This is a genomic window from Limnohabitans sp. MMS-10A-192, assembly GCF_003063335.1.
GTDB lineage: Bacteria > Pseudomonadota > Gammaproteobacteria > Burkholderiales > Burkholderiaceae_C > Limnohabitans_A.
Window position 1 is genome coordinate 274,106 of sequence record NZ_NERX01000004.1, and the last position, 12,542, is coordinate 286,647.

Here is a 12,542-nt window from a genome sequence, read left to right on the forward strand (position 1 = left end):
AGCGCTGCCCGTGTGCCCGTCTCAGCGCGCCAGGCGTGGTGCGGACTGCAGCAGTTCGCCCACTTCTTTTTTCCAAAAGCGTGCATTGCCGGTCGTGCCGTGCCCGAAGGTGTCGGGGCTGCCAGGGATGATCAAGGCCTTGGCCGTTTTGATGCGTGCCAAAGCTTTTTCCAGAACGCCCAGCTCGGGCGGGTTGCGTTCGTCATCGGCCGAGTTGATCACCAGCACGGATGCCTTGATTTTTTCCAGCCCTGCAGAGGGGTCGTAGTCTTTGGAAGATTCCCACTGGAACAGGTGGTCGTTGGCATCACCCGGCATGGGCGCTGTGAGTCGTTGTTTGAGCAGGGCATCGCCCTTGTCGCTGGAGGGCGCTATTTTCTGCAGACCCTGGTTGCCGCCGCTGGTGGCTGTTGAATAAAACACCGAAGCGAACTGCCAGCTCGGTGGCGGCTCTTTGTAGTTGCCGCCCATCCACAGCGGGTCTTTGCGGATCGATTCGGTCAGCATGCGGCGCAGCATCCAGTTGCGGCCCGACATGGCCGAGGGCAGTGAAGCCATGGGCACGGCAATGTCCATCATCTCGGGGTATTTCATGGCCCACATCCAGGTTTGCATGCCGCCCATGGAGTTGCCCAGCACCAGGCGCAAATGGCGGATGCCCAAATGCTCCGTGACCAAGCGGTGTTGGGCGGAAACCATGTCGTCGTAGTTGTAGGCCGGGAACTTGGCACGCAGACCGTCCGAAGGTTTGCTGGATTTGCCGGTGCCAATGGCGTCCGGCAAGATCACGAAGTAGCGTTTGGCGTCCAGGATCTGGCCGGGGCCAAACAACTCGCCGCCAAACGCTGCGCCCAGCATGCCTGCGCCAGAGCCGGTGGTGCCGTGCAAGATCAGCACCGCCTCGTTTTTGGGGTCACCCAGCGTGGTGTAGTTCAGGCGCAGCTCCGGCAGCACCTCGCCGGTGTGGAACTTGAAGTCTTTGACGACCCAGTTGCCGCTTTGTGGGGTTTCTTGCGCGTGCGTTGTGGCGCCTGCGCCGAGTGTCAGTGCGATCAGCCCTTGGCCGATGCGTTGAACCATGTTCATGTTGTGTCTCCTGATGGGATCGTGCAATCTAGAACAGCTTGGGGGCAAACGCTGACGCCTGCGTGTCAGGCCATCGAACGCAGAACATCAGGCCACTGCTGAGCCACCTTGATCAAGGTTTGCGCGGCCCCCGAGGGCTGGCTGCGACCTTGCTCCCAATTTTGCAAGGTGCGCACCGACACGCCCATCAACTGTGCAAAAGCAGACTGCGTCAAGCCCACTTTGGCCCGGGCCTCGGCTGCTGCAGACAGCGTGACCTGATGCACCCGGCTTTCGCCGCGCTTGGCTTGCCGGATAGAGGTGAGCACATCTTGCGCAAAGGCCTGCATTTCGGCATCCATCTTTTTCTTAGGCATCAAAGGCCTCCTTCCATGTTTTGAGACTGGACTTTCAATCTGTGCGCAATGAGCGTAGCTGAATTTTTGTCGATGATCTGGCGCATTCTTTGTGCGCTCTGCTTGGCGGTCAGATCAGCGAATGCCCGGGCGGCTAAGATTCAGGCCTTGACGCCCATGTTTCCGGATTGATTTCATGACAGACCGTTACGCCGTGATCGGCAACCCCATCGAGCAGAGCAAGTCGCCGCTCATCCACACCGCTTTTGCCCAAGTGACCGGGCAGGACATCGAATACACCAAGTTGCTGAGCCCTTTGGGCGAGTTTGCCCAAACGGTGGACGTTTTTCGCGCGGCCGGTGGCCGGGGCATGAATGTGACGGCGCCTTTCAAGCTGGACGCTTTTGCCTATGCCACCGACTTGGCGCCCGGCGCGCAAATGGCCGGTGCCGTGAACGCGATGAAGTTTGAAGGTGACAAGGTCTATGCCGAAAACTTTGACGGTGTGGGCCTGGTGCGCGATGTGGTGCACAACTTGGGCTGCCCTTTGCAGGGCCGCCGGATTTTGATTTTGGGCGCAGGCGGTGCCACGCGGGGCGCTTTGCTGCCCATGCTGGCGCAGGGCCCCGCCGAGGTGGTGATCGTCAACCGCACGGTGGCCAAAGCCGAAGAATTGGCCGACTTGGCCCGCCAACACCAAAGCGCCAGCGTGCCGGTGCGCGGTGTGGGTTACGCCGATCTGGGCGGGCAAACTTTCGATGTTGTGTTCAACGCCACATCGGCCAGCTTGACGGCGCAATTGCCGCCACTGAGCGCTGCGGCCTTTGCGCCGGGTTGTTTGGCTTATGAGCTGGCCTACGGCAAGGGCTTGACGCCTTTCCTGAAACTGGCGCAGCAAGCGGGCGTCACCCGCTTGGCCGACGGTGTGGGAATGTTGGCCGAACAAGCGGCCGAGGCCTTTGAGTGGTGGCGCGGCGTGCGCCCGGACACCGCAGCGGTGATCGAAAAACTCACCGTGCCTTTGGTCTGAAACGAGCCCCTCCCGCAGGGGCTTTTTTCAGCTCGCTTGGCGCTTGACCAGCAGCCCGATCAACTCCGGCACCAGGGCATTCGGGTCGCCTTCTTTGCAGGCGAAATCCAGCGTGTTTTTGACGGCCTGCGCCACGGTGTGGTCGGCCTGCGTGTCGATGGCCATCTGGTTGTAGTAGCTCAGGTCCTTGAGCGCGTTGCTCATCGAAAACCGCAGGCCCGAGGTGTCGCCAGACGTCAGAGTGGGTTTGAGGCGGTCCAGCGCCGCGCCCCAGCCCCCGCCTTTGGACAGCACTTCCACAAACGTGTGGGCGTCCACGCCCGCACGTTGGGCGCAAGCAGCTGCTTCGGCCAGCAAGGTCACGGTGCCCAGCGACACGTAGTTGTGCAAGAGCTTCATGCGGTGGCCCGAGCCAATCGGGCCGGTGTGCACGATGTTTTCTGCAAAGCAGGCCAGGATGGGTTTGCAGGTTTCGAACAAAGCCGCATCGCCGCCCACCAACAAGTTCAATCGGCCTTCGGCAGCTTCCTTGGGGGTGCGCGTCATGGGCGAATCGAGGAACTGACCGCCTTGAGCAATGACCATGGCTGCGACCTTTTCGGTGGAGGCGGGCACGGCCGTGGAGCAGTCGATGACGATGGTGCCGGGCCGCATGCCCTTCAAGACGCCGTCTTCGCCCAGCAGCACCGCCTCGACCTGTGGCGTGCCGGTCACGCACAAGATGATCACATTCGATTGCGCGGCCAGCGCCTGGGGCGTGGTGCAGGTGTGTGCGCCTGCGGCCAGCAGGGCGTCCAGCGGCTGGTTGCCGGGGTGTTCCAGCACCGTCAGGCTGTGCCCGTGTTTGAGCAAATTGCTCGCGATGCCATGGCCCATCATGCCAATGCCGATCATGCCGATTGTTTTCATGCGTGCTCCGATGAGGAAGGGTGCAAGTATGGAATAAATCGAGGGCCGGTCATGTCACCGATGCTGCTGCGGTTTTGCAGGCTTCATTCCCAGCGCTTGAAGCAGCGTGTGGCTTGCTGCTGAAAACACAGGCTTTGAGTTGTGACCTTTCACATCTGGGCCAGCAAGCCGCCATCAATGGCCAGTGTCTGGCCATTCACATACGAAGCTGCGGGGGACACCAGAAACAAAACCACTGGGGCGATGTCTTCGGGCGTGGCCCAACGCGCTTGCGGCACTTCTTGGCGCAAGAAATCCTCGAAACCTGCGCGCTGTTGCAAACCGGCTGTGAATTCGGTGCGCACAAAGCCTGGCGCAATCGCATTGGCCGTGATGCCGCTGGCGCCATACTCGACCGCGATCGCGCGGGCCATGGCCCCCAAGGCCGCCTTGGCCGTGGAATAAGCGCCAATGAGCGGCATGGTGGACTGGCCCGAGACCGACGAGGTCATGACGACCCGGCCAAAACCCCGTGCACACATGCCCGGCAGAAACACCCGGGAGCAGTTGAACGCTCCGCCCACATGCACGTCCTGAATTTTTTGCCATTCTTCCCGGCTCATCTCCACCAGGGCTTTGCGATTTTGGTTGCCGGCATTGCTCACCAGGATGTCGACCGACCAACCCGCCGTGTCCAGCGCTTGTGCTGCCGTCTGAACAGCGGCCATGTCGGCGACATCAAAACAGGCTGCACGCGCCTCAATGCCCAGCGCTTGCAGGCTGTGCACAGCATCGTCGGCGGCTTGCGGGTGCAGGTCATTGATCAGCACCCGCGCCCCAGCGTGCCCCAGTGCGGTGGCGATGGCCAGGCCAATGCCTCTGGCTGAGCCGGTGACCAAAGCGGTGCGACCTTGCAGACCAAACGATTGCGAGAGATAAGTCGTATTCATGTCAGTCTTTCACGGCTGGTTTACCGGGGCGCCCCGGGATCATGGTCAGCATGTGGTCGGCCACGCCGCCATCGACCACGAGGTTTTGACCATTGACGTAGCTTGCGCCCGCGCTGATCAGGTAATGCACGGCTTGCCCAATGTCATCGGGCCGACCGATGCGCCCCATGGGCACCAGGGCTTCGCGCCGCGCTTTGGTGTCGGCATCTTGGTAGACCGCTTCGGTCAGCGGGGTTCGGACCATGCCCGGGCACACCGTGTTGGTTCGTATGCCTTCTGGCCCCCACTCTTGCGCCAGTTGACGGCACAGCATGATGAGCGCCGCTTTGGCCGGCGAATAAGCACCATAACCCGGATGCGGATGCAAGCCCGACATGGAGGCAATGGCCGTGATGCTGCCGCATGTGCGCTTGAGCGAGGGGTAAGCCGCTTGGGCCATCAGGAAGACCGAGCGGGTGTTGAGGTTGAACGTCAAGTCCCATTGCTCCACCGACAAGTCGGCCAGTTGGCCTGGCCCTGATGCACCCGCCACGCAGACCAAGGCGTTCAGATCGCCATGGCCAGTCTGCGCCTCATGCACCATGCGACGTGCATCTTCGGGGCGGGTCACATCGCCCACCACGCCTTGCGCTTGCACGCCCATGTCACGCAGGGCCTGAAGCAAGTGTGAGAGGCGTTCGCCGTTTTGCGTGCTGGCCACCGTCAGCTTCAGTTCTTGCTTTGCCTGTGCGGCCAGCACCTCGCAGATGCCTCGGCCAATGCCACCGGTCGCACCGGTCACCAAAATATGCATGCTTGATCTCCCGTAAAAAAGCCGCCTGGCGATGAAGCACAGGCGGCTTGGTCTTCACATCAGCCGGGTATCACATCTTGCACAGTGGCGAAGCTGCGGGAACGATGGACGCAGGGAAGGTTTGCTCGACCACAGGGCGCAAAACACCATCGGCCATCTTGGCGCGACCCACGTAGTTGGGCAAGACCAGTTGGTTGTCCGCCGCACGCATGGTCACGTTGCCATAGATGGTGTCCAGTTGGGCACCACGCAGGGCCTTGCTGACCTCTTCAGGTTTGTTGCTCTTGGCCAGCTTGACGCCTTCCAGCATGACCTGTGCACCGTTGTAGGCCTGACCTTCGTTGTCGGTGGGCAGGCGGTTGAACTTGGCTTTCCAGGCGGCCACAAAAGCCTTGCTCTTGGGCGTGTCAATGTCGGGCGTGTAGCCGGTTGTGCCAGGTGTGCCTTCCAGGGCCTTACCGGTCGCATTGATCATGAAGTTCAAGATCAGAGAGTGACCGATCAAAGGTGTCTTGGGTATCAGGCCAAATTCTTCGGCTTGCTTGACGAAGGCAATGGCGTCACGACCGACTTCGGCCACCCAAATTCCGTCCACATTGGCGGCCTTGAGTTGGGCGATGTAGGGCGAGAAGTCCTTGGTGCCCATGGGCACGTACAGGCTCAACGGAACGCTTTTGCCGGAAGCTTCGGCCGCTTTTTTGAACGACTCGCCAGAGTCACGACCCCAGACATAGTCGGCAGCGATCACGGCAAATTTGTTGCCCTTGATGTTCTTGGCCCAAGCGTTGATCATCGCGATGTCCATCGCGTCGGAGTGGTTGGTGCGGAAGCTCCGTGGCTTGCAGGTGTCGCCGGTCAACTTGTCAGACTTGCTGGCCACCACAAAGTAAGCGGCATCCCAGCGGTCCAGGTTCTGGGCAATGGCCAGAGAGATGGAGGAGGGGATCGCACCGATCAAGAGGTTGTAGCCATCCCGGGCGAGTTTTTCAGCTTCGCGACGACCCGCATCCGGTGTGCCTTCGTCGTCGGCTTCCTTCACTTCGATTTTGCGACCGTCCACGTCACCTTTGGCGTTGGCTTCGTCGATGGCGAACTTGATGGCGCGCATGACCTCTTCACCCTGTTGAGCAAAAACGCCCGATTTGGACGACACCAGGCCGACCTTGACCGGCTCTTTGCCTTGTGCCACAGCCGCCATGGGCAGCGCAGCGATCAGGGCCGCAGCGGCGAGGGAACGCTGGATGGTTTTCATTTTGAACATGCTTGTCTCCTTTTGTGGGAATTTGCCGGAAACCGTCCGGACATCGGTTGGGGAAAATGGGACGCTCAGACCATGACGTGGTTTTCAAGTGCATGCAGACCATCACGGGAATTGACGACTTCGCCCTGCGCGACGATGGCGCCCTTGGCCATGGCCAGGTAACGCCGAGCCACACGCACGACCAGACTCATGTTTTGTTCAATCAACAAAAGCGCCGTGCCTTGGTCGGCCACCTGGTTGAAGATGACGGCCAGCTGGTCCACGATCACGGGGGCCAGGCCTTCGGTGGGCTCGTCGAGCAAGATCAAGGCTGGATTGGCCATCAGCGCACGCCCGACCGCCAACATCTGTTGCTGGCCGCCCGACAGCGCCGTGCCCGGTGTGTGGGCGCGCTCTTGCAGGATCGGGAAAATTTTGTAGATTTCGGACACTGACCAAGGCCCCTTGCGGCCCACGGCGGCGCCCAGGATCAGGTTCTCTTCCACCGTCAGGTTGGCCACAATGCGCCGACCTTGCGGCACCACCGCTATGCCATGCTGCGCCGCCATGTAGGCGCGCAGCTTGGTGTGCTCTTTGCCACCAAAAGCCACATGCCCATCTTGCAAACTGGCCAGCCCCAGGATGGTGTTGACCACCGTGGTCTTGCCCACCCCGTTGCGCCCGATGAGGGCCACCCGCTCACCCGGGTTCACATGCAGGTCCAGGCCGTGCAAGATGTGCGCCGCACCGTAGTAGGCGTGGACGTTTTTCAGACTCAACAAGGCGCTCATGCTGCGCTCCCCAAATAAGCTTCACGGACACGTGGATTGGCGCGCACTTCAGCTGGCGCCCCGCTGGCAATCACACGGCCCAACTCAAACACCGTCACCACATCGGAGATGCCAAACACCACATCCATGTCGTGTTCCACCAGCAAGACCGACACGTCCCAGCTGGAGGTGAGTTTTTTCAAGTGCTGCGCTAAATCCAAAGATTCCTTGACCGACAAGCCCGCCATCGGCTCGTCGAGCAGCAGCACCGTCGGGCGACCCACCAATGCCAGCCCCAGATCCAGTCGGCGCTGCTCGCCGTAGCCCAGATCTTCGGCCGTCGAATCTTTGAGCGCCCACAGGTCCAGTTCCTTGAGCACCGCTTCGGCGTCGGCAGCGGAATCTTTGACGCCCATCTTGTGTGAGGCCAGCTCAATCTGGCGGTACACGGTCATTTGGCCGAAGATGCTGGTGCGCTGAAAGCTGCGCGACAAGCCGCGCATGCGACGTTCCACCACGCCCAGGGCCGACACGTCTTGCCCCAGCAAACTGACTTTGCCCCGTGTGAGCTTGCGCCTGCCGGTGATCGCGTCGATCACGGTGGATTTGCCTGCGCCATTGGGGCCAATCAGGCCTCGGATTTGGCCTTTTTCAAGCGTGAGGGCCACGCCATCGACCGCCTTGACGCCACCATAGTGGATGGCCACGTCGTCTGCTTGCAATACGTAATTTGTCATGCTGTTCTCCCGCTCAGTGGCCGCCGACCTTGATCGAGGGCTTCTTGCCCAGGACCCAGCGGTCAAACAATCCCGCCACACCTGTGGGCGAGAACACGATGACCGCGATCAGGGCCATGCCGAAAATCGTCATCCAGTGCGTGGCGTGTTCACCCAAAATGTCTTTGAACATGAAATAAACCACCGCACCCACTGCAGGGCCCCACAGCGCCTTGAAGCCGCCCACAACCACCATCATCAAAGCCACACCCGACAGGCTCCAGTGCATGCTTTCAGGGGAGACAAAGCCGGTGTTCATGGCCGAGAGCACACCCGCCACCGAGGTCACCAAGGCGGACAGGGCATACACCGCCGCACGTGGCAGCAAGGTGGTGATGCCAATGAAGCGGGCGCGTTCTTCGTTGTCGCGCACAGCCTCGGTGATGCCGCCAAAGCGGGTCCGCATCAGCCATGCCAAGAGGAACATCACCACCACCAGCGTGCTCCAGCAGACCAGGAACATCGTGGCGGGCTTGAGCATTTGCGACATCGGAAAACCAAACAGACGCGAAGGCCAATCGATGTTCATGCCGTCAGCGCCGCCGGTCAAACCGCGGGCGCGTGATGCCGACAGGAAAAACATCTGACCGATGGCCAGCGTCAACATGCCAAAGGCCACGCCGGGTACCCGCACGATCACCAGCCCGATCAGGAAGGCTGCCGCCGTCACGGCCAGCAAGGTCACCACAATGGCCAGTTCGGCCGACATGAGCTGCAGCTGCAGCAAGATGCCGATCAGGTAACTGGCCCCGCCGAAGAACAAAGCGTGGCCAAAGCTGACCATGCCGTTTTGCTTGAGCAAAACGCCCACACCCAGTGCAAACACCGCGTAAATGATGGACTGCGTGAGAAGCGACAGCAGCGTGCTCGACGACACACCGAAGGCCACCACGGCCCCCATGGCCAGCGCTGCAAGGGCACCCAGGGAAGATTTTTTCAAACTCATGCTCATCAACTCCTCTTGATCAAGTACGGCTGCCGGCAAAACCGGAGGGTTTCCAGATCAGGATGCCGATCATGAACACGAAGGGCAGCAAAACCGCGGCATCGGGCAGGTAGACCGCACCAATGGCCTGCACCATGCCCAACACCAAGGCCGCGATGAACGCACCAGCCAAAGAGCCCAGGCCACCGATCACGACCACGACGAAGGAGTCGATGATCACGTCAGAACTCATGGCCGGTGACAAGGACAGGAAGGGCGCGGCCACCACACCGGCTATACCCGCCAGCGCCGTGCCCAAGCCCACCACGCCTGCGCTCAGAAAATCGGTGTTCACGCCTTGCATGGAGGTGGTCACGGGGTCGGTGCTGGCGGCACGGACAAACAAACCCACCTTGGAAAAGCGCAACCACAGGCTCAGGCCCAGCGCCACCAGCAAACCGATCACGATCACCGACAAGCGGTAGGCCGGCACAGGCGTGCCAAACAAGTCGACGCTGAAGGCCAGGGCTTCAGGGACTGGCACGGACAGGTTGCTTTTGCCCCAAGTGGTTTGCACCAGATCCTCAATGACCAACAGCAGGCCGAAAGTGACGAGCACCACCGTGAGCGGGTCGCGGTCTTGGAGCAGGCGAAAGCCATAGCGGTCCAGCAAGACGCCGAACACAGCCATGATGGCCGGGGCCGCGACCAAGGCCACCCAGAAATTGCTGTGCAACGAGATCGAATAGCCCAGGTAAGCGCCCAACATGTACAGCGAGCCATGGGCAAAGTTCACCACCCGGCGCAGGCCGTAGATGAGGGCCAGGCCCGAGCACATCACGATGAGCAATGCGCCGTAGACCAGGCCGTTGAATAAATTGATCGTCAACATTTGGGGTGTCTCCTTTTTTAATCTTCTTCAAGCGGACCAAGTGCCGCCTCGGGCGCACCCAAGGCGGTCCAGCCACCGTCGACTGGCAACACCGCACCGGTGATGTAGCTGGCAAGGGGTGAGGCCAAAAAGGCGATCACCTGGGCAATTTCTTCGGGGGCAGCCATGCGTCCCATGGGGGTTCGGCGGGCAATCGCCTGGGCATCGATGGCGCCGCGATCGACCAGACTGGCCACCAAGGCGGTCTTCACATAACCGGGCGCCACAGCGTTCACGCGGATGCCACGGCGCGCCCATTCGCTGGCCAGTGCCCGGGTCATGCCGAGAACACCGGCCTTGGCCGCGCAGTAAGCGTTGCGACCGGGAATGCCGCCAAAGCTGGCGATGGAGCCGATGTTCACGATGGCGCCCCGGTTGCCGTGGGCATCACGGGCTTGCTGGGTCATCTGCGCAATCACTTGTTGCGACATGAGAAAGGCACCCCGCAAATGCACAGCCAACACGTTGTCAAACGCGGCGATGTCTTGCTGCAAAGTTGGTGCGGTCTGATCGGGGATCCCGGCGTTGTTCACCAGTCCATCGATGCGGCCATGGCGCGCCACCACATCGGTCACCCGCGCTTGCACCGCGTCCGCATCGGTCACATCACAGGCCCAACCCGAGTGCTGAGCACCCAGGGCCTGCGCACGTTCAGCCGCGAGCGAACCGTTCAGATCGAACAAGGCCACGGTCCAACCCGCATGGGCCAGCTGCTGTGCCGTGGCCCAGCCGATGCCCTCGGCGGCACCGGTGACGATGGCCACAGGTGCGGCGCTCATGCAACGCTCCATGCGGGCATCGGGGCGTTGCGGATCAGTCGCGTCTCTTGCGCCGTGATCAGGTGTGCCGAAGCCTGCAAGTACGCAGCAAAGTCCGGATGGCTGTCGCGTGCACGGCATCGGCGTTCGTAGTCCGCCAAATCGTCATAGCCCCACAGGTGCACAAACTGGTTTTGCGGCCCCACCAGGCTGGTGTAAAAGCCCATGGGGTGGCCCAGCGTGTCCAACAATATGGGCATGGCCAGGCGGTTGAAGACGTCCAGAAACTCCGGCATCTTGCGCAGCGCAATCGTGTAGATGCGGTGGTCCACCAAAGGCTTGATGAGCGTGCGCATGTCAGGCCCCCGCCTTGTCGGCGATGTGGTTGGCCGTCACATAGGCAAACACCATGTTGGGCCCGTGCGTGATGCCTGCGGCCGGGTAGTTGCCACCCATGATGCTGGCCCGGTCGTTGCCGACGGCGTACAAACTAGGGATGACCGAGCCATCGCTTTTCTTGACTTCACCCACCACGCTGGTCTGGATGCCATCGAAGCTGCCCAGGTCTCCCATCAACAGTTTGACCGCATAGAACGGACCTTTTTTAACCGGTGCCACACAGGGGTTGGGCTGGTGGTTGGGGTCGGCCAGGTAGCGGTTGAAGGCGGTGGTGCCACGGGCGTGTTGTTCGTCCACACCTTTGACAGCACCGGTGTTGTATTCGCGCACGGTGGCTTCCAGACCCGCCGCATCGATGCCGGTGACCTGCGCCAGATCGGCCAAGGTCTTGCCCTCAAAGAGGTAACCATTGCGGATGTATTTGCCAAAGGGCATGGGCGCGGGTTTGACGAAGCCCAGTCCGTATTTGCCCAAGGTGGTCTTGTCACAGACCAGCCACATCACGGTTTCTTTTTGTCCCTTGCAGGCTTCGATCATGGCCACGCCCACATCGTGGTACGAGTTCGATTCATTCGTGAAGCGCTTGCCGTTGCGCAGCACGCCAATCACGCCGGGTTTGTAACGGTCCAGCAAGTGGGGGAACACACCAAATTCGCCGTTGCCATAGGGCACTTTGGACACGGGCATCCAGGCGGCTGCATCTTTGAAGCGCAAGTCCACATCGGCGCCTGCAGTCTCGGCCATGCGCACGCCATCACCGGTGTTGGTTTCGGGGGTAGGGGAGAGGTGTTCCCCGCCACTTTGCAGGTGCGGATAAGCCTTGGCGATGCGCTGCACGTCTTGCGGAAAGCCACCGCAAGCGAGCACCACGCCCCGGCGTGCGCGGATTTCGCGCTCACCACCTTCGCCTCCAACCCCCATGCCGACCACTTGGCCGTTTTCGGTCAGCACCCGTTTGGCCGGTGTCGAGGTCAGGATCGGAATGCCCAGGTCCAGCGCCGATTTGGCCAGACGTGCGGCCAGCGCATTGCCGCTGGTCACGTTGATGGCGCGTTGGTACAGCGCCAGTTCCTTGAGGTGGTTGACCAGCCGTTTGGCCACGTACAAAAAGGACGTCAGTGATTTCGTGAACTGGAAAAAATGCTTGAGGTCCGCATTGGACGAGTTGAACATCATGCCGATGAAGGTGATGGTCTTGAGCGGGGGTTTCAAGCGCGGCATGTCTTTGCCCAGACCTCGGATGTCGTAGGGCTGCGCCAGGATGGAGCGGCCAATCGGCGCGCCGCCAGGCACGTCAGGGTGGTAATCCGGGTAGAGCGTGGGGATGAATTTCATCTCGGTCTCGCGCTCGAAGAAGTCCACCATCTTGGGGCCCTGGTCCATGAAAACGCTGACCGCTGCTTCGTCGTAATAGGCGCCGGTCTCTTGCATCATGTAAGTGCGCACGGCCTCCAGCGTGTCTTGCGGGTTTTGCTTGCGGCCATGCGCGTTCAAGGGAATCCAGAGCACGCCACCCGACAGGGCGGTGGTGCCGCCGAACACGGGTTCTTTCTCGATCACCACCACATCCAGGCCCCGTTTTTTGGCCGTGATGGCGCAAGACAAGCCTGCGGCACCAGAGCCCACCACCAGCAAATCACATTCGAAATGGTTTGTCATGT

14 protein-coding genes are annotated in these 12,542 nt (G+C 61.1%); 1 reads left to right on the top strand and 13 read right to left on the bottom strand.

What is annotated here, in order from left to right; genetic code table 11:
• Nucleotides 1–21: 21 nt before the first annotated feature.
• Both B9Z43_RS10560 and B9Z43_RS10565 read right to left on the bottom strand, forming a co-directional pair.
• Nucleotides 22–1,080, bottom strand: coding sequence for an alpha/beta fold hydrolase (locus B9Z43_RS10560; protein WP_199222300.1), 1,059 nt, complete (start codon nucleotides 1,078–1,080; stop codon nucleotides 22–24).
• Nucleotides 1,081–1,151: 71 nt separating this feature from the next.
• Nucleotides 1,152–1,442: a DNA-binding transcriptional regulator gene (locus tag B9Z43_RS10565; RefSeq protein ID WP_233250068.1), complete on the bottom strand. Its 291-nt coding sequence runs from the start codon at nucleotides 1,440–1,442 to the stop codon at nucleotides 1,152–1,154.
• A 175-nt stretch (nucleotides 1,443–1,617) separates the two neighbouring features.
• Here B9Z43_RS10565 and aroE point away from each other — a divergent pair, with 175 nt between their 5' ends.
• A complete protein-coding gene (gene aroE, locus B9Z43_RS10570) occupies nucleotides 1,618–2,451 on the top strand; it encodes a shikimate dehydrogenase (protein ID WP_108325217.1) in 834 nt (277 codons plus the stop codon).
• A 27-nt stretch (nucleotides 2,452–2,478) separates the two neighbouring features.
• Here aroE and B9Z43_RS10575 read toward each other — a convergent pair whose 3' ends face one another.
• The 11 genes from B9Z43_RS10575 to B9Z43_RS10625 form a co-directional block, all read right to left on the bottom strand.
• Nucleotides 2,479–3,360 (bottom strand): NAD(P)-dependent oxidoreductase, encoded by an 882-nt coding sequence (locus tag B9Z43_RS10575; protein ID WP_108325219.1) that lies wholly within the window; start codon nucleotides 3,358–3,360, stop codon nucleotides 2,479–2,481.
• A 149-nt stretch (nucleotides 3,361–3,509) separates the two neighbouring features.
• On the bottom strand, nucleotides 3,510–4,289 hold the full coding sequence (locus B9Z43_RS10580; RefSeq protein ID WP_108325221.1) for an SDR family NAD(P)-dependent oxidoreductase: 780 nt from the start codon (nucleotides 4,287–4,289) through the stop codon (nucleotides 3,510–3,512).
• A 1-nt stretch (nucleotide 4,290) separates the two neighbouring features.
• Nucleotides 4,291–5,082 (bottom strand): SDR family NAD(P)-dependent oxidoreductase, encoded by a 792-nt coding sequence (locus tag B9Z43_RS10585; protein WP_108325223.1) that lies wholly within the window; start codon nucleotides 5,080–5,082, stop codon nucleotides 4,291–4,293.
• Nucleotides 5,083–5,152: 70 nt separating this feature from the next.
• On the bottom strand, nucleotides 5,153–6,343 hold the full coding sequence (locus B9Z43_RS10590; protein WP_108325225.1) for an ABC transporter substrate-binding protein: 1,191 nt from the start codon (nucleotides 6,341–6,343) through the stop codon (nucleotides 5,153–5,155).
• A gap of 65 nt (nucleotides 6,344–6,408) precedes the next feature.
• The gene (locus B9Z43_RS10595) at nucleotides 6,409–7,113 is read right to left on the bottom strand and encodes an ABC transporter ATP-binding protein (protein WP_108325227.1); all 705 of its coding nucleotides are present in this window, start codon (nucleotides 7,111–7,113) and stop codon (nucleotides 6,409–6,411) included.
• Nucleotides 7,110–7,829 carry an ABC transporter ATP-binding protein gene (locus B9Z43_RS10600; RefSeq protein WP_108325229.1) on the bottom strand — a complete coding sequence of 240 codons (720 nt, stop codon included), beginning with the start codon at nucleotides 7,827–7,829 and terminating at the stop codon, nucleotides 7,110–7,112. The genes B9Z43_RS10595 and B9Z43_RS10600 overlap by 4 nt, the downstream gene beginning before the upstream one ends.
• Nucleotides 7,830–7,842: 13 nt before the next feature.
• A complete protein-coding gene (locus tag B9Z43_RS10605; protein ID WP_108325593.1) occupies nucleotides 7,843–8,814 on the bottom strand; it encodes a branched-chain amino acid ABC transporter permease in 972 nt (323 codons plus the stop codon).
• A 19-nt stretch (nucleotides 8,815–8,833) separates the two neighbouring features.
• Complete coding sequence (locus B9Z43_RS10610; RefSeq protein WP_108325231.1) at nucleotides 8,834–9,685, bottom strand: branched-chain amino acid ABC transporter permease; 852 nt, start codon at nucleotides 9,683–9,685, stop codon at nucleotides 8,834–8,836.
• Nucleotides 9,686–9,702: 17 nt separating this feature from the next.
• A complete protein-coding gene (locus B9Z43_RS10615; protein ID WP_108325234.1) occupies nucleotides 9,703–10,503 on the bottom strand; it encodes an SDR family NAD(P)-dependent oxidoreductase in 801 nt (266 codons plus the stop codon).
• The gene (locus B9Z43_RS10620) at nucleotides 10,500–10,838 is read right to left on the bottom strand and encodes an NIPSNAP family protein (protein ID WP_108325236.1); all 339 of its coding nucleotides are present in this window, start codon (nucleotides 10,836–10,838) and stop codon (nucleotides 10,500–10,502) included. Before B9Z43_RS10620 ends, B9Z43_RS10615 begins: the two co-directional genes overlap by 4 nt.
• A 1-nt stretch (nucleotide 10,839) precedes the next feature.
• The gene (locus B9Z43_RS10625) at nucleotides 10,840–12,540 is read right to left on the bottom strand and encodes an FAD-dependent oxidoreductase (RefSeq protein ID WP_108325238.1); all 1,701 of its coding nucleotides are present in this window, start codon (nucleotides 12,538–12,540) and stop codon (nucleotides 10,840–10,842) included.
• Nucleotides 12,541–12,542: the final 2 nt, after the last annotated feature.

What these genes read in the sequence shown, in the direction of transcription:
- B9Z43_RS10560 (WP_199222300.1), bottom strand. Translation starts at nt 1,080, where the DNA reads ATGGTTCAACGCATCGGCCAAGGGCTGATCGCACTGACACTCGGCGCA.
- B9Z43_RS10565 (WP_233250068.1), bottom strand. Translation starts at nt 1,442, where the DNA reads ATGCCTAAGAAAAAGATGGATGCCGAAATGCAGGCCTTTGCGCAAGAT.
- aroE (WP_108325217.1), top strand. Translation starts at nt 1,618, where the DNA reads ATGACAGACCGTTACGCCGTGATCGGCAACCCCATCGAGCAGAGCAAG.
- B9Z43_RS10575 (WP_108325219.1), bottom strand. Translation starts at nt 3,360, where the DNA reads ATGAAAACAATCGGCATGATCGGCATTGGCATGATGGGCCATGGCATC.
- B9Z43_RS10580 (WP_108325221.1), bottom strand. Translation starts at nt 4,289, where the DNA reads ATGAATACGACTTATCTCTCGCAATCGTTTGGTCTGCAAGGTCGCACC.
- B9Z43_RS10585 (WP_108325223.1), bottom strand. Translation starts at nt 5,082, where the DNA reads ATGCATATTTTGGTGACCGGTGCGACCGGTGGCATTGGCCGAGGCATC.
- B9Z43_RS10590 (WP_108325225.1), bottom strand. Translation starts at nt 6,343, where the DNA reads ATGTTCAAAATGAAAACCATCCAGCGTTCCCTCGCCGCTGCGGCCCTG.
- B9Z43_RS10595 (WP_108325227.1), bottom strand. Translation starts at nt 7,113, where the DNA reads ATGAGCGCCTTGTTGAGTCTGAAAAACGTCCACGCCTACTACGGTGCG.
- B9Z43_RS10600 (WP_108325229.1), bottom strand. Translation starts at nt 7,829, where the DNA reads ATGACAAATTACGTATTGCAAGCAGACGACGTGGCCATCCACTATGGT.
- B9Z43_RS10605 (WP_108325593.1), bottom strand. Translation starts at nt 8,814, where the DNA reads ATGAGTTTGAAAAAATCTTCCCTGGGTGCCCTTGCAGCGCTGGCCATG.
- B9Z43_RS10610 (WP_108325231.1), bottom strand. Translation starts at nt 9,685, where the DNA reads ATGTTGACGATCAATTTATTCAACGGCCTGGTCTACGGCGCATTGCTC.
- B9Z43_RS10615 (WP_108325234.1), bottom strand. Translation starts at nt 10,503, where the DNA reads ATGAGCGCCGCACCTGTGGCCATCGTCACCGGTGCCGCCGAGGGCATC.
- B9Z43_RS10620 (WP_108325236.1), bottom strand. Translation starts at nt 10,838, where the DNA reads ATGCGCACGCTCATCAAGCCTTTGGTGGACCACCGCATCTACACGATT.
- B9Z43_RS10625 (WP_108325238.1), bottom strand. Translation starts at nt 12,540, where the DNA reads ATGACAAACCATTTCGAATGTGATTTGCTGGTGGTGGGCTCTGGTGCC.